The 16,418-nt window shown below is 34.5% G+C and carries 16 protein-coding genes; 9 read left to right on the top strand and 7 right to left on the bottom strand.

All coding sequences use genetic code 11. The features are described from left to right. Positions 1 to 2 precede the first annotated feature (2 nt). Entirely contained in the window at positions 3 to 1,172 is a 1,170-nt protein-coding gene (locus tag FAF07_RS15935; protein WP_142786044.1) for a proline dehydrogenase family protein, read from the top strand. Between the two features lie 32 nt (positions 1,173 to 1,204). Here the strand turns inward: FAF07_RS15935 and FAF07_RS15940 are convergent, their stop codons facing one another. From FAF07_RS15940 to FAF07_RS15955, 4 genes are all read right to left on the bottom strand, one after another. Further along, positions 1,205 to 1,525, bottom strand: coding sequence for a sugar transferase (locus FAF07_RS15940; RefSeq protein ID WP_142786045.1), 321 nt, complete (start codon positions 1,523 to 1,525; stop codon positions 1,205 to 1,207). 89 nt (positions 1,526 to 1,614) lie between these two features. Beyond that, entirely contained in the window at positions 1,615 to 1,962 is a 348-nt protein-coding gene (locus FAF07_RS15945) for a sugar transferase (RefSeq protein WP_142786046.1), read from the bottom strand. 5 nt (positions 1,963 to 1,967) lie between these two features. Next, positions 1,968 to 2,339, bottom strand: coding sequence for a hypothetical protein (locus tag FAF07_RS15950; protein ID WP_142786047.1), 372 nt, complete (start codon positions 2,337 to 2,339; stop codon positions 1,968 to 1,970). A gap of 130 nt (positions 2,340 to 2,469) precedes the next feature. Continuing rightward, positions 2,470 to 3,669, bottom strand: a complete 1,200-nt coding sequence (locus FAF07_RS15955) for an alanine dehydrogenase (protein WP_142786048.1) — start codon at positions 3,667 to 3,669, stop codon at positions 2,470 to 2,472. 194 nt (positions 3,670 to 3,863) lie between these two features. Between FAF07_RS15955 and FAF07_RS15960 the strand changes: the two genes are divergently transcribed. Further along, positions 3,864 to 6,287 carry an outer membrane beta-barrel protein gene (locus tag FAF07_RS15960; protein WP_142786049.1) on the top strand — a complete coding sequence of 808 codons (2,424 nt, stop codon included), beginning with the start codon at positions 3,864 to 3,866 and terminating at the stop codon, positions 6,285 to 6,287. Between the two features lie 16 nt (positions 6,288 to 6,303). On the opposite strand, the gene FAF07_RS15965 is transcribed toward FAF07_RS15960, so the two are convergent. The 3 genes from FAF07_RS15965 to porX form a co-directional block, all read right to left on the bottom strand. Continuing rightward, the gene (locus tag FAF07_RS15965; RefSeq protein WP_142786050.1) at positions 6,304 to 6,846 is read right to left on the bottom strand and encodes a hypothetical protein; all 543 of its coding nucleotides are present in this window, start codon (positions 6,844 to 6,846) and stop codon (positions 6,304 to 6,306) included. Positions 6,847 to 7,106: 260 nt separating this feature from the next. Next, positions 7,107 to 7,520, bottom strand: coding sequence for a tRNA (adenosine(37)-N6)-threonylcarbamoyltransferase complex ATPase subunit type 1 TsaE (gene tsaE / locus FAF07_RS15970; protein ID WP_142786051.1), 414 nt, complete (start codon positions 7,518 to 7,520; stop codon positions 7,107 to 7,109). Positions 7,521 to 7,609: 89 nt separating this feature from the next. After that, positions 7,610 to 9,163: a T9SS response regulator signal transducer PorX gene (gene porX, locus FAF07_RS15975; RefSeq protein ID WP_142786052.1), complete on the bottom strand. Its 1,554-nt coding sequence runs from the start codon at positions 9,161 to 9,163 to the stop codon at positions 7,610 to 7,612. 101 nt (positions 9,164 to 9,264) lie between these two features. Between porX and FAF07_RS15980 the strand changes: the two genes are divergently transcribed. From FAF07_RS15980 to sucD, 7 genes are all read left to right on the top strand, one after another. Continuing rightward, positions 9,265 to 10,485, top strand: coding sequence for an HD domain-containing protein (locus tag FAF07_RS15980; RefSeq protein ID WP_142786053.1), 1,221 nt, complete (start codon positions 9,265 to 9,267; stop codon positions 10,483 to 10,485). Between the two features lie 141 nt (positions 10,486 to 10,626). Continuing rightward, complete coding sequence (gene lpxD, locus FAF07_RS15985) at positions 10,627 to 11,640, top strand: UDP-3-O-(3-hydroxymyristoyl)glucosamine N-acyltransferase (protein WP_142786054.1); 1,014 nt, start codon at positions 10,627 to 10,629, stop codon at positions 11,638 to 11,640. Position 11,641: 1 nt separating this feature from the next. Beyond that, positions 11,642 to 13,048, top strand: coding sequence for a bifunctional UDP-3-O-[3-hydroxymyristoyl] N-acetylglucosamine deacetylase/3-hydroxyacyl-ACP dehydratase (locus FAF07_RS15990; protein WP_142786055.1), 1,407 nt, complete (start codon positions 11,642 to 11,644; stop codon positions 13,046 to 13,048). Positions 13,049 to 13,050: 2 nt separating this feature from the next. Continuing rightward, a complete protein-coding gene (lpxA, locus tag FAF07_RS15995; RefSeq protein WP_142786056.1) occupies positions 13,051 to 13,836 on the top strand; it encodes an acyl-ACP--UDP-N-acetylglucosamine O-acyltransferase in 786 nt (261 codons plus the stop codon). Positions 13,837 to 13,840: 4 nt separating this feature from the next. Continuing rightward, positions 13,841 to 14,407 carry an elongation factor P gene (efp, locus tag FAF07_RS16000; RefSeq protein ID WP_142786057.1) on the top strand — a complete coding sequence of 189 codons (567 nt, stop codon included), beginning with the start codon at positions 13,841 to 13,843 and terminating at the stop codon, positions 14,405 to 14,407. 84 nt (positions 14,408 to 14,491) lie between these two features. Then, positions 14,492 to 15,421, top strand: a complete 930-nt coding sequence (locus FAF07_RS16005) for a UDP-3-O-(3-hydroxymyristoyl)glucosamine N-acyltransferase (protein WP_142786058.1) — start codon at positions 14,492 to 14,494, stop codon at positions 15,419 to 15,421. Positions 15,422 to 15,488: 67 nt separating this feature from the next. After that, a complete protein-coding gene (gene sucD / locus FAF07_RS16010) occupies positions 15,489 to 16,361 on the top strand; it encodes a succinate--CoA ligase subunit alpha (RefSeq protein WP_142786059.1) in 873 nt (290 codons plus the stop codon). The last annotated feature ends 57 nt before the right edge of the window (positions 16,362 to 16,418 follow it).

Consider the following 16,418-nt stretch of genomic DNA (forward strand, 5'->3'; position numbering starts at 1 on the left):
AAATGGAAAGAATCTTTGATAATACTGAAATTGCATTCGCGCTTAAAAGTGATTCCGAACTAGAACGTGCGTATTTTCTTTTTAAGATGATTTCAATTGAACCTTTGGTTCGTATTGGGACAGCTGCCACTAATTTTGCAATAAAAGCCCATTTGCCTATCGAGGGCTTAATTCGGTCCACTGTTTTTGACCATTTTTGTGGTGGTGTTAATGAAGAGGATTGTTTACCGGTTATAGATAAAATGTATGAGAAGGGCGTGAGTTCTGTATTAGATTATTCGGTGGAAGGGAAAGAGAATAATACAGAGTTTGACAATGCCATGCATAAAGTGATTGAACTGATTAATTTTTCTAAAGAAAAAGAAGCCATGCCTATTGCCGTTTTTAAGCCCACTGGATTTGGTGCTTTTCATATTTATGAAAAAGTGAGTCAAGGTTTACAATTATCGGAAACAGACAAGAACGAATGGAATATGATTAAAAATCGATTTGATGTCGTATGCAAAAGAGCCAAAGCATGTGATGTCGCTATTTTAATTGATTCTGAAGAAAGCTGGATGCAAGATGCCGCTGACGAGTTAGTTTCGGCCATGATGCAAAAATACAATACAGAGAAACCTATAGTATTCAATACGCTACAGATGTATAGACACGACAGATTAGCGTATTTAAAACAGCAACATCAACATGGTTTAGAACATAATTACCATATAGGTTTCAAATTGGTTCGTGGTGCTTACTTGGAAAAAGAAAATGATAGGGCAGAGGAGCGCGGTTATATTTCGCCTATATGTGAAAATAAGGAAGCCACTGATGTTAACTATAATAAGGCAGTAGAATATATGCTTGACCATTTAGATGATATGGCATTATTCGCTGGAACACATAATGAAGAGAGCTCTTATTTATTAATGGAAATGATGAAAGAAAAAGGCTTGAATCCTAAAGATGATCGTATTTGGTTTGGGCAATTATATGGCATGAGCGACCATATTAGTTTTAATTTATCACATAGAGGTTATAATGTAGCTAAATATATTCCTTTTGGTCCTGTAAAAGATGTGATGCCGTATCTTATTAGAAGAGCCGAAGAAAACACATCGGTCGCCGGACAAACGGGTAGAGAATTAAATCTTTTGAGTAAAGAAAAGAAACGTAGAAAGCGCCTTTAAGTTTTATAACAGTAAATCAGAAGATTGTTATCCTATTTTGAAATAACTCTAATCACGCTGAGAAAGATAAGTTTCATATCAAATAAAAGATTTCGTTTTTCAATATAAATTTTATTATAAGTTAGCTTGTCAGGAATGACCGTGTTTATATAGAATTCTTCTGGATTTTCGGCTGCTTTTAAAAGTTCTACTTCATTTCTATATTTTAATGATGCTAAACCTGTAATACCGGGTCTCACTGAAAAAATTATATAATCTTCTTTCTTGTAGAAATTCATATAATGAACTCGTTTAAACTTTTTTAATTCGCTAAAAAATTTTCCTCTTTCACCCATGTTTTGTTTTTCTTTCATTCCATAGCGATGCTATGCAACTCAAAAAGAACCTTCAACTGGTCACAAAATGACTAATTTTCGCCTCAATCCAAAAAGTTTAAACGAGTTTAATAGCGCAGTTCGGGTCTTGGGCCTACAAAACTCATATCGCCAATTAAAATATTAATTAGTTGTGGAAACTCATCAATCTTATAACGCCTTAAAAAGTAGCCTACTTTCGTAATCCTAGAATCACTATTGCCTATAGTTAACAAACCTTCAGCTTCAGACTTGGCGCGCATGGTCCTAAACTTAAAAATTTTGAAATCCTTATTGTTTTTTCCAACTCTATTCTGAATAAATAATACAGATTCCTTAGAATCTATTATAATGATTATCGCTATAACTATTAAAAGCGGGGCAAGAATGATTAAGAATAAAAATGAAAAAAAGATGTCAAAAATGCGTTTCGCCATGTGTATTACTGAAATTGGAAGGAAGCTATAGTCACAAGACTATCACAATTTTCAACAGTTAACATGATCTCCCTATCATCAATTTCTCCTTCTATAGCGTACACACCACAAGGAACTTGCCTAGTATTACTTTTAGAAAAGTCAACATCTCCTTTTTTTAATATATATATGATGGACGCCGAATCAATGATACTATTGTTTATTTGATTCCTGATATCTGAACTAAAAACATGTGGTTTAGAATTGATGTTTTTTAACACTCGAGATTCTGGTCCATAGCTACAAGATGTTCTTTTTCCATTTAGAAAAAATGCTAAAATCACAAGTCCGATTGAGAAGCCGCCAAGATAGTAGCCAATACGCTGAATTAATTTCATGTGTTTATTCTTACCGTTTTTTATTGGTCACATGCGACATCCATTTAATCATTTCACTTGGATATCAAGTTTTAGTTATGGATGTTTCATGTTATTATTTAGAGGAGCGAATTCGGGGAATCTATTCTTTTTAAAATACAAGTAAATTAATATCACTGTAATTTAAATCGAACCATTCACCAACAGATTTACTCGTTAGAATGCCGTGGTAAAAGTACAATCCATTTTTTAAACCACGATCAAATCTCAATGAATTTTCAAGGCCACCATCTTCAGCAATCTTTAATAGGTAAGGGGTGAAAATATTGCTAATAGAAACGGAAGCGGTTCTGGAATATCGGGCTGGAATATTTGGAACACAGTAATGCACTACATCATGCTTTATAAATGTAGGGTTCTTATGTGTTGTCACCTCACTAGTCTCAAAGCAACCACCCATATCAATACTAACATCGATAATAATGGCTCCCTTCTTCATATGTTCCACCATATTTTCTGTCACGAGAATTGGTGATCTATTCGTGCCTCTAACGGCTCCAATAACCACGTCACAGCGCTTTAAGGCTTTCATTAAATTTTTTGGTTGAATGGTGGATGTAAATAAAGGTCTACCTAAATTTGTTTGAATACTTCTTAACTTAGTAATAGAACTATCAAAAACCTTCACATTGGCACCTAGGCCAATAGAACTTCTTGCAGCAAATTCTCCCACAGTTCCAGCACCCAGAATAACCACTTCTAGAGGTGGTACGCCACTTATATTTCCAAACATGAGTCCGTTACCATCACGATTATCCGATAGCAACTCTGATGCAATAAGCACAGATGCTGTTCCCGCAATTTCACTTAAAGACCTTACAGCAGGATAGGTGCCATCTGCATCACGGATAAACTCAAATGCTAAAGCGGTAATACGCTTTGATGCTAAAGCTTCAAAGTATGCCTTAGACTGGGTTTTTAGTTGAAGCGCAGATATTAATATGGTCTGCGGGTTTATAAGCTTGATTTGCTCTAAGCTTGGGGGTTCAACCTTTAAAATCATTGGACATGAAAATACCTTCGAGGTGTCTTTCGATATTTCGGCTCCAGCCTCGCTATAATCCCTATCGCTATATCTGGCTCCATCTCCAGCGCCAGATTCTAAAAGTACGCGATGGCCATTGCTAACTAGAGCAGATACTGCGTCTGGTGTTAAACAGACACGTTTTTCCTGAAAAGCCGTTTCTTTCGGAATTCCAATAAAAAGTTCTCCTTTTCGTTTATAAACTTCTAAGGTTTCTTCCTGTGGTAATAGTTGCTGTTTAGAAAAAGGCGAAAGTGATTTAGACATACTGAATTCATTTTATAAAAAATCAAATTACAAATAAATTTTGTATTGGTTGTATTATGATTACATAAACTTCACCGTAGTTAAGAACGTTTGAGAGGTTCATTGAATACGTAAGAAAAAACTTTTTATTTATTATGGTTTACCCGTAAATTCGTTTGGATTAATTATTTTAAGTTTGCAATAGATATATATTTATGAATTCAAAATTACTATTCTTTTTTCTGCTCTCATTTTCCTTTCTAGGTTTATCTCAAAATATAGAACTAACAGGCCTTGTAAAGGATACGAACAACCAACCTATTGCTTATGCCAATGTCACTTTACATGATGCGGAGGATGCCGGTTTTATTTCAGGAACCATCACAAATGTATCTGGTGAATTCAAATTGGAAAATATAAATACAGGTAATTACAACTTAAAAATAAGCTTTTTAACATTTGAAGCGTATCAAATTTCGATATTTTTAAATAAAAACAAATCTATAGATGCGATTGTTTTGAAAGACAAAATACAGACTCTTGATGGCGTTACTATAATTGCAACGCGGCCTACCGTAAAACGATTTGTAGATCGATTGGTTTTTAATGTGGAAAACTCAACACTATCTGATAATAACGTACTTGATGTTTTAAAGCATACACCTGGGGTCTTGGTGAATCAAGATGCTATTACGGTGAGAAATTCTACACCTACAATTTATATCAATGACAGAAAGGTGCATCTTTCTGCGGATGAAATACAACAACTTTTAGAAGGCGCATCTGCTTCAAATGTTAAATCGATTGAAGTGATAACCAATCCGCCTGCAAAGTATGAGGCTGAGGGTGGGGCAGTCCTCAATATAATAACCAGTAAAAATATTGCCGCAGGTTATAATGGTCGTGTTTTCGGTAACTATAAACAAGGATTTGAGTATCCAAAATATGCAGTCGGGACATCCCATTTTTTTAAAACAAAAAAATTAAACACCTATTTTAACTACAGTCTTAGTCCCAGAAAAGATTATCGACATAATGATGAATTTGTCAATTTTATTGAAAATGACCAAGTCGTATCGAGTTGGGAAACTGATTTTAAACGAACAAGGGAGTCATCAAACCATAACATAAACACCAATTTAGACTATCAAATCAATGCTAATAATTCTATTGGTATTTCTGCCAATGCATTAATTGCACCAAGAGCGAACACGGGCACCAAAGTAAATGCTTTTACTGAAGTTTATGGTGCAGATACTGCTTTAGACTCCATCTTTAACACAAAAAATAATATTGATGAGGAGCGCACCAATTTAGCATTTACGGTAGATTATATTCATAAATTCAAACGTGCAGGAGAGAAGCTTTCAATCAGCGCGCATCACACAAATTATGATTTTAAAAATGACCAGATTGTAAACACAGATTATTTTTTAGCGAATAACAATTTTATAAGAAACAATACATTTCAAACCTTATCTAGTCAAGATATACAGTTATTTACAGCTCAAATGGATTATGAATTGCCCATTAATGATTCTGAGCATTTTGAAAGTGGATTAAAAATCACTGAGATTGAATCAAAAAGCATCCTAACCCAAAATAATTTAGAGAACGGTGCATTTGTTTTAGACGATCTAAACTCTGATATATTTCTATATAAAGAACTCAATTATGCTGCTTATTCCAGTTATACAAAAGATTGGGAGTCGTGGAGCCTAAAAGCGGGGTTAAGAGCAGAGTACACCGATATACAAAGTAATTCTTTATCGACAACTCAAGTTAACGATAATGATTATCTCAAATTTTTTCCTTCTATGTATGTCTTACATAATTTGAACGATAAAAATGTGTTGTATTTAAGTTATAATAAAAGGATCCAGCGACCAAGATACAGTCAACTAAACCCGTTTAAGTATTTTATAAATGATAATGCCTATAGCACGGGTGATCCCAATTTAAAGCCTCAAATAGATGATATCGTCACTTTAGGATATACACTCAATGACACCTATACATTTGAATTATATTATCGTTATGAAAATGATCCTGCAATGGAAATTTCGTTCCAAGACAATGATTCAAGAATATTAAAAAATATTGATACCAATATAGATAGAAACATATCCTATGGGTTGGATTTTATTACGTATACGAAAATAATCCCGCGGTGGAACTTGTATGCATTATCCTCTGTGTTCTATTATGAAAACAGGTTTTTTGCGCTTGAAAGTAATAATGAACTCTATACTACAGATGAATGGTCTGTGTACTTACAACTCATTAATTATTTTACTCTATTAAAGGATAAAAGCCTTAACATAGATGTTTCTTTCAATTATATCTCACCCATAGTCGATGGACCACGTATAATAAGTGATAGGTCTGGATTAAATATCAATTTAAGGAAAACATTTTGGAACAATAGAGCATCTTTAAGTCTGGGTGTCAATGATATGTTTAATTCACAAAACTTCACCCAAATCACTAAATATCTTAATCAAGATTCATTTTTGAAATCCAGAATGGAAAACAGGTTGGTCACTTTTGGGTTTAACTATAAATTTGGAAATTTCAGATTGCAAAACAATAGCAAAGCCATTGATAATGATGAACGTGATCGTTTAGGTAGTAATTAGAAATAATTATTGGTTATTAGAAGTACTCTTTAATTTTGTCCCAAAAGTTTTTAGGTGAGATTTTAAATTCATCTTCCAGATCTTCTAAAGATTTATTGGCATCATTAATTTTGTTGAAAATTTGGGCTCTAATTAAATAAATTGATGGCACAATAATAGCCATAAGAGGAATTAAGTAAATTAATTGATTTGAATCTACAATAGCCTTATCCGTTCTAATTGTGTTTAGTATTTGGTAAGAATACATGGATATAGGTACTAATAATGTATGATACCACCAATGCCGGCAGGTGAAAAACCAAATAAACAATAAAAAAAGTGGAATAATCTTCCCTGCTAATGTCCAAGCTAATACAAATATGCTTTCATAGAATTTACTCTCATATCTACCAAAAAAAGTGTCCCAAATTTTTACATCTGGAACACTTTCGTATAAATAAAATAAATAAGGTGTTGTAGCTATTAAGGTAGCAACAATACTACCAATAATTAAGCCTCTCTTATCCGCAAGGCGCGACTTTAATCCTTGATTTTTCGATTTTTGCAGTTGTTTGCTCATCTTGGTCCATTGTGTTAGCAGCATACGCTGTAAACAACATACCTCCGAAAATTGCTATTGCAATTAAGTACTTTTTAGTTTTCATAATATTAGGGATTTAATTAATTAATTACCCAAATGTAACTAAAGAGTATATTGAAGATTTTACTTAAATGTTAAAATTATGTTAAAAACAGTGTTTTTCAACTTTTCCGCTGTGGGTTTCCCGTAAACCTTCAAAATTCGAAGTTTTTTATGTCATTTATTGTCTTTATTAATTCTTAAATTAATTGTTTTAAAGTGATTATTCTTTTATTTTCTGAATCCATTTCTAACCAAATAGCATCATAATTGCCATCTAATATCGGTTCAATTTTTTCTGGCCATTCTATAATTTTCCAATTTTTAGAATATAAATAATCTTCAATTCCAAAATTATAGGCTTCTTCTAAATCTTTAACTCTGTATAAATCGAAATGGTAAATCGATTCATGATCTAATTCATATTCATTAACTATCGAAAATGTTGGACTGCTCACAGCATCATCACTTCCGAGCTGCTTTACCAAAGCACGAACCAATGTCGTTTTTCCCACGCCCATAGAACCATAAAGCAGTAAGGTCTTGCTAGTGAGATGACTAATTAGCTGTCTGGCCACATCATCAACCTCATTCAAACTATAACGTACGTTCAACTTTCAATTCTTTTATGCAATATTAAGAATATATTTTGGGAAAAACTAATAAAAAAGGTATTTCGTCGATGTTTTTTGTATTACATCTATTATTTTGGACTGAAAACCGCAAAAGGAATTATCATTTCTTCTAGCGAAACGCCACCATGTTGATAGGTATTTCTGTAATAACTAACGTAATGATTGTAGTTGTTGGGATAAGCGAAGAACAAGTCATTTTTAGCAAATATATAAGAACTGCTCATATTAATTGAAGGCAGGTGAATTTCTTGCGGATCTTTAGCCACCAAAACATCTTTAGTATCGTAGGTTAAACTTCTTCCCGTTTTATACCGAAGGTTTAAGCTCGTCTCTCTATCTCCAATAACTTTTGATGGGTTCTTAACATTAATAGTACCGTGATCGGTGGTGAGTATTAACTTGAAGCCTAAATTTTGTGCAAGATGTATCATTTCCAAAAGCGGGGAATTTTTAAACCAACTTACTGTTAAAGACCGGTAGGCTTTGTCGTTAGATGCTAATTCCTTAACCACTTCCATTTCTGTTTTAGAGTGGGACAGCATATCAACAAAATTATAGACCACGACAGTGAGATCATTGTTTTTAAGTGTGTTGAAATTTTCAACTAATTTCTTTCCAGATTTAAGGTTGGTAATCTTGTAATACTCGTGAGACAAATGGTTTAACCCTAAGCGCTTCATTTGCGTTTGTAAAAATTCAGCTTCGTATAAATTTTTACCACCTTCATCGGTATCATTTCGCCAGTATTCTGGAAATAATTTTTCCATGTCACTTGGCATGAGTCCAGAGAAAATGGCATTTCGTGCATATTGCGTAGCTGTTGGTAAAATGCTGAAAAAGGCTTCTTCTTTTTCCTTTTTATAATAGTTGTTGATAATGGGTTCAAAAACCTTCCATTGGTCGTATCTTAAATTATCAATGACTAGCAATAATGTTGGCTGTTCCTTACTTAATTCTGGAGCAATTTTTTCTTTAAATAGCGTATGTGACAGAATAGGCGCTTCGGTATGTGGTTTAAACCAGTTTGAATAATTTTTATCAATATATTTCCCAAATTGCGTATTCGCTTCATTTTTTTGGGATTCCAATATTTCGAACATACCTGCATCTTCGATATCTTCCAATTGTAATTCCCAGTAAATAAGTTTTTGGTATAAAGAAACCCACTCTTCATAGGAATTTACCATAGACAGATCCATGGCTATTTTTCTAAATTCCTGCTGATAGTTAGACGTTGTTTTTTCCGAAACCAATCTAGAATGATCTAAGTTCTTTTTTAAACTTAAAAGGATTTGATTTGGATTTACCGGTTTTATAAGGTAGTCTGCTATTTTGTTGCCAATAGCTTCTTCCATAATATACTCTTCCTCACTTTTGGTTATCATAACTACAGGAAGATTATCTTTTTTTTCCTTAATTTCATTCAGGGTTTCCAAACCAGTGAGTCCTGGCATATTTTCATCTAAGAAGACGATATCAAAATTAGTATCATCTAAAATATCAAGAGCTTCCGTGCCGCTTTGACAAGTCGTTACCACATAGTTTCGTTGTTCAAGAAATAAAATATGAGGTTTTAGTAAATCAATTTCATCATCTACCCAAAGTATTTGTATTGTATTCATATAGAATTAATTAATAGCAGTTAGCGTAATTTGTATTTTGAATGGACTTTATAGACCGCATATAATTATATTTGTGTCTATAAATCATTAATTATTAAAGTTTGAACAAACTTAAGATATTAAACGACCCAATTTACGGTTTTATTACTATTCCAAATACGCTAATTTTCGACTTAATACAGCACAAGTATTTTCAAAGGTTACGTAGAATCACTCAAATGGGGATGTCTTATTTAGTTTACCCTGGTGCGCATCATACGCGTTTTCATCATGCTATAGGTTGCGTACATTTAATGCAACAAGCGGTTAAAGTGCTTCGTTTTAAAGGGGTTAGTATTAGTAATGAAGAAGAGGGAGCTTTATATATAGCGATATTGCTGCACGATATTGGTCATGGTCCCTTCTCTCATGCCATGGAACATAGTATTGTAAATAACGTATCTCACGAAGCCATTTCGTTGCTTTTCATGGAGCATCTTAATGAAGAATTTAACGGAAGTTTAACGCTTGCCATCCAAATATTCAAAGGCGAATACCCCAGGGAATTCATGTGTCAGCTAATATCTGGTCAACTGGATATGGATAGGGCAGATTATTTAAAACGAGATAGTTTTTATACCGGTGTTGCAGAAGGCAATATTAATAGCGAGCGTTTAATAACGATGCTTCATGTGGTTAATGATAAACTTGTAGTAGAGGAGAAAGGCATTTATAGCGTCGAAAAATTCATCATAGCAAGACGGCTTATGTATTGGCAGGTCTATTTGCATAAAACGGGTTTGGTTGCGGAGCAATTACTGATTAGAGTATTAAAGCGCGCTAAGGAACTGCATGTAAAAGGTGATAAGTTAAAGGCCAGCGCTGCACTCCAACATTTTTTAAATAATGAAGTCTCATTGAAAGATTTTAATTCTGAAACTTTAGGTGTGTTTGCAAATTTGGATGATTATGATATTATTTCAGCAATGAAAGATTGGCAATACCATGACGATTTTGTATTGGGTAATTTATCTGAAATGATTATCAATAGGAATCTATTGAAAATTAAGCTCAAAAATAAAAACATAAAAAGTCAAAGTCTTGAAAAACATATTCACGCACTCATTAAAACATATCATATTAGTGATTACGAAGCAAGATATTTTGTATTTAGTGGTAGCATATCCAATCAAGCCTATCAGTTAAAGCACAATAGTATTAATATTTTGCACAAATCGGGAAAGATAGAAGATATCGTAAAAGCATCAGATCAACTTAATTTAAAAGCCCTATCCAAACCTGTTACTAAATATTATATCTGTTATCCTAAGGAAATCTTATAGTTACATTCACATTACATAAAAACCTGTAACGTTTTAATATTACAATCAGCTATTAAATGGATAAAGCAGGAGCACATGAAAAACTTTAGTACATTTTTCCTATTTTTGCGAAGATTAATCAAGAAACAACAAACCTAACTAGTGAAATTTACAGCACAACAAATTGCAGGGATTCTTGAAGGAGATGTAGTTGGAAATCCGGATGCAGAAGTGTCTAAACTTTCCAAAATTGAAGAAGGTTTTGATGGGTCTTTAACGTTTTTGGCAAATCCAAAATATACGTCTTACATTTATTCTACTAAAGCTTCAATAACTATTGTCAATCGGAGCTTTCAGCCTGAAGATGATATTAACACCACGCTTATAAAAGTTGATGATGCTTATTTAGCATTTTCCAAAATATTAGAGTTTTATAATGCAGTAAAATTGAATAAAGCAGGTGTAGAACAACCGTCTTATATTTCAGATTCTGCTAAATATGGTGAGGGTGTCTACGTCGGTGCTTTTTCATATATAGGTGATAATGTAATGTTAGGCAGAAATGTTAAAGTCTTCCCGAGTGCTTATATTGGAGATAACGTAACCATAGGGGATGATACCATTGTTTTTTCAGGCGCTAAAATTTATTCTGAAACCATTATAGGAAACCATTGTATTATAAATTCAGGAGCTATTGTAGGAGCCGATGGTTTTGGTTTTGCACCTAACGAAAATGGTGGTTATAATAAGATCCCACAAACTGGAAATGTCATTATTGAAGATTATGTAGATATTGGTGCTGCTACAACTATAGATCGAGCAACCTTAGGATCAACGATTATAAGACAAGGTGTTAAACTGGATAATCAAATACAAATAGCTCACAACGTTGAAATTGGAAAAAATACGGTAATTGCTGCACAAACTGGAATTGCCGGTTCTACTAAAATAGGAGAAAACTGCCAAATAGGAGGACAGGTCGGTATTGCTGGTCATATAGTTATTGGAAATAACGTGAAGATTCAAGCGCAGTCTGGTATAGCGCGTAATATTAAAGATGATGAAATATTACAAGGCTCTCCCGCAATAGCGCTTAGCGATTACAATAAATCTTATGTTCATTTTAAAAACCTGCCTAAGATTGTTAAAAAAATTAATGATTTAGAAAAAAAATAAAATGGGAATAGTTAATACAGAAATAAAGCAAAAAACCATTGAAAAACCGGTGTCATTAACTGGTGTTGGTTTGCATACTGGTAAAAATGTTACCCTAACATTCAAACCAGCGCCAGCAAATTTCGGATTGGTCTTTAAAAGAATTGATTTAGAAGGCGAACCCGTTATTGAGGCCGATGCCAACTACGTTACTAATACGCAAAGAGGAACATGCTTGGAGAAAAATGGTGTAGTCATTCAAACCTCAGAGCACGTACTTGCGGCATTAGTGGGTTTAGATATTGATAATGCTATTATAGAATTAAATGAGTCCGAGCCACCAATCATGGATGGTTCAGCAAAGTTTTTTGTAGCATCTTTAGAAAAAGCAGGATCAGTAGATCTTGATGCTTATAGGGAAGAGTATGTTGTGAATGAAATTGTTTCATATAAAGATGAGAAATCTGGAAGTGAGATTTTGGTGATGCCTTCAACGGAATATCAAATTACAACTATGGTAGATTTTGGAACGAAAGTTTTAGGAACCCAAAATGCCACTTTAGATCATATTTCAGATTTTAAAAAAGATATATCTGATGCTAGAACATTCAGCTTTCTACATGAAATTGAAATGCTTTTAGAGCACGGTTTAATTAAAGGAGGTGATTTAAATAATGCTATTGTGTATGTGGACAAAGCGTTGTCAAAAGAAACCATGGAGAAATTGAGAGTCGCTTTTAAAAAAGACTCTATAGCTGTCAAACCAAATGGCATATTAGATAACCTAACTTTACATTACCCTAATGAGGCCGCAAGACATAAATTATTAGATGTTTTAGGAGATTTAGCTTTGGTGGGCACTCGCATACGTGGAAAGGTTATCGCCAATAAACCCGGACATTTTGTGAATACTGAATTTGCAAAGAAACTGTCAAAATTAATTAAGAATGAAAGACGGAATAATGTCCCATGTATTGATTTAAATCAAGAACCTTTGATGGATGTCAATCAAATCATGGCTATGTTACCGCATAGACAACCGTTTCTTCTAATTGATAAAGTTTTCGAACTTACAGACAGTCATGTCGTAGGGATGAAAAATGTGACCATGAACGAATCTTTTTTTAAAGGTCATTTCCCAGGAGCACCAGTTATGCCAGGTGTTCTAATTGTTGAAGCCATGGCTCAAACAGGAGGTATTTTAGTATTAAATACGGTGCCAGACCCTGAAAACTACTTAACCTTTTTTATGAAAATGGACAATGTGAAGTTCAAAAGGAAAGTTGTACCTGGAGATACCTTAATTTTTAAATGTTCGTTAATAACACCCATTCGTCGCGGTATTTGTCACATGCAAGGCTATGCCTATGCGAATGGTAAACTTTGTGCTGAAGCAGAACTAATGGCTCAAATTTCTAAAGTAAAATAATTATGAACCAACCACTCGCATACGTTCACCCCGGCGCTAAAATTGCTAAAAATGTTGTTATTGAACCTTTTACCACTATTCATAATAATGTAAAAATAGGTGAAGGTACTTGGATAGGAAGCAACGTCACCATTATGGAGGGTGCACGAATTGGAAAGAATTGTAGTATTTTCCCTGGTTCGGTCATTTCAGCAGTGCCACAAGATTTGAAGTATAACGATGAGGACACGACAGTCGAGATAGGTGATAATGTTACCATTCGAGAATGTGTTACTATAAATAGGGGTACGGCAGATAGAATGAAAACCGTTATTGGTAATAATTGCCTCATTATGGCTTATTGTCACATCGCTCATGATTGTATTGTAGGTAATAATTGTATTTTTTCAAATAATAGCACACTCGCTGGGCATATAACCATTGGAGATTACGTCGTTTTAGCCGGTATGACCGCCGTTCATCAATTTGTTTCGATAGGTAATCATGCCTTTGTTACCGGTGGATCTTTGGTAAGAAAAGATGTTCCGCCTTACGTTAAAGCTGCACGTGAGCCATTATCTTATGTTGGTATTAACTCCGTAGGATTAAGACGAAGAGGCTATACAACAGAAAAAATTAGGGAAATTCAAAATATATTTAGAATTCTCTATCAGCAAAATTATAATAATACCCAAGCCTCAGAAATTATTGAAGCTGAAATGGAAGCAACTCCAGAGCGCGATGAAATTCTTCAATTTATTAAGAATTCGCATCGAGGCATCATGAAAGGATATTTTAAATCAAATTAATTATATGGCAACTACAAGTGATATTAGAAACGGATTATGCATTCGTTACAACAATGATATTTATAAAATAATAGAATTTTTACACGTTAAACCTGGAAAAGGGCCTGCGTTCGTAAGAACAAAAATGAAAAGCGTTACCAGCGGAAAAGTGTTGGATAATACCTTTTCGGCGGGACATAAATTAGAAGATGTTCGTGTGGAAACACATAAGTTTCAGTTTTTATATCATGATGGAGAATTTTATCATTTTATGAACACCGAAGATTACACCCAGATAAGATTATTGGAGGCTGCGCTTGATAGTCCCGGACTAATGAAGGAAGGCGAAGTTGTCACAGTGATTATTAACACAGAAGACAACATGCCACTATCTGTAGAAATGCCTGCGAGTGTTGTGTTAGAAGTTACAGCTACAGAACCTGGTGTTAAAGGAAACACAGCTACCAACGCCACAAAGCCTGCTACTGTTGAAACAGGAGCCGAAGTTAATGTGCCATTATTTATTAATGAGGGCGATAAAATTAAAGTTGAAACCGATAAAGGGACTTACAAAGAACGTGTTAAGGAATAATAAACTAGTCCACAGTTGCCAGTATTCAGTAAGCAGTAATTACGGAACCCTGAACACTGAAAACTGTATACTGAAAACTGAATCATGAAGTTTCCTAAGCCACATACTTTAAAAAAAATCTCCCAACTAATTGATTGTGCTTTTATTGGGGATGACCATTTTCCAGTTCTGGGTATGAATGAAATTCATGTCGTGGAACCTGGAGATATCGTTTTTGTAGATCATCCCAAATATTACGACAAAGCCTTAAGTTCTGCAGCAACAATAATCCTTATTAATAAAAAGGTAGACTGTCCAGAAGGTAAAGCCTTACTCATAAGCGATGATCCGTTTAGGGATTTCAACAAGTTGACCAGTCATTTTAAACCGTTCCACGCTGCGAATACTCAAATTTCAGATTCAGCCGTTATTGGTAAAAACACAATTATTCAGCCCAATTGTTTTATAGGCCATAATGTTACTATTGGCGATCATTGTGTGATACATTCTAATGTGAGCATTTATGATGATACCATCATTGGCAATCATGTCACCATTCATGCGGGAACTGTTTTAGGTGCTAACGCGTTTTACTACAAAAAAAGAATGGAAGGCTACGATCGATTAAAATCGGGCGGACGAGTGGTTATTGAAAACCACGTAGATATCGGTGCAGCATGTACTATAGATAGAGGCGTTACAGGAGACACAACTATTGGTGAAGGGTCTAAATTGGATAATCAAATCCAAATCGGCCATGACACTTTAATTGGAAAAAACTGTTTAATTGCTTCCCAAACGGGTATTGCTGGCTGCGTAGTGGTGGAAGACGACGTGACTATTTGGGGACAAGTGGGTGTAAAAAGTGGGATTACCATTGCCAAAGGGACTGTGCTTTATGCACAATCTGGTTTAGGACATTCCACCGATGAAAATAAAAGCTACTTTGGTTCTCCGGCGGTCGAAGCGAGAGAGCGGTTCAAGGAAATGGCATATCTCAAAAAACTTCCAGAAATATTTAAAAAAATAAAATAACTAAGCTTGAAAAGTGTGTGCAAAATGCTACTTTTGCAAAGCTTTATTTAAATAAAATATAACCCATATGAGTGTTTTAGTAAACAAAGATTCAAAAATTATAGTCCAAGGTTTTACAGGAAGTGAAGGGACGTTCCATGCTAGTCAAATGATTGAATATGGAACCAATGTTGTTGGTGGAGTAACACCAGGAAAGGGTGGCCAAACACACCTTGATAAGCCCGTTTTTAATACAGTTAAAGATGCTGTAGATGAAGCTGGTGCAGATACTACAATTATTTTCGTTCCGCCGGCATTTGCGGCCGATGCGATTATGGAAGCTGCTGATGCTGGTATAAAAGTAATTATTGCTATTACTGAAGGAATCCCAGTTGCGGATATGATTCAGGCTTCTAACTATATAAAAAATAAAGATTGCAGATTAATAGGTCCTAATTGCCCAGGTGTTATAACACCCGGAGAAGCGAAAGTTGGTATCATGCCCGGTTTTGTTTTTAAAACTGGAAAAGTAGGTATTGTTTCTAAATCGGGGACATTGACTTACGAAGCTGCCGACCAAGTGGTTAAACAAGGCTTAGGTATAACAACGGCTATTGGTATTGGAGGAGACCCTATTATTGGAACCACAACAAAGGAAGCGGTTGAGCTATTAATTAATGATCCAGAAACTGAAGCTGTCGTTATGATTGGTGAAATAGGCGGTCAATTAGAAGCAGATGCTGCCAATTGGTATAAAGCAAGCGGTAGTAAAAAGCCTATTATTGGTTTTATAGCTGGTGAAACTGCGCCTGCCGGACGTACTATGGGACATGCTGGTGCCATTGTAGGCGGTAGTGACGACACAGCACAGGCAAAAAAGAAAATTATGAGAGCTTGTGGTATTCATGTGGTAGAATCACCTGCCGAAATAGGAAAGAAAGTAGCTGAAGTTTTGGCTTAAAAATCTAAATATATTTATAAAAGACCTCACAAGAATTTGTGAGGTTTTTTTATTTGT

Source organism: Changchengzhania lutea (genome assembly GCF_006974145.1).
Classification (GTDB): domain Bacteria; phylum Bacteroidota; class Bacteroidia; order Flavobacteriales; family Flavobacteriaceae; genus Changchengzhania; species Changchengzhania lutea.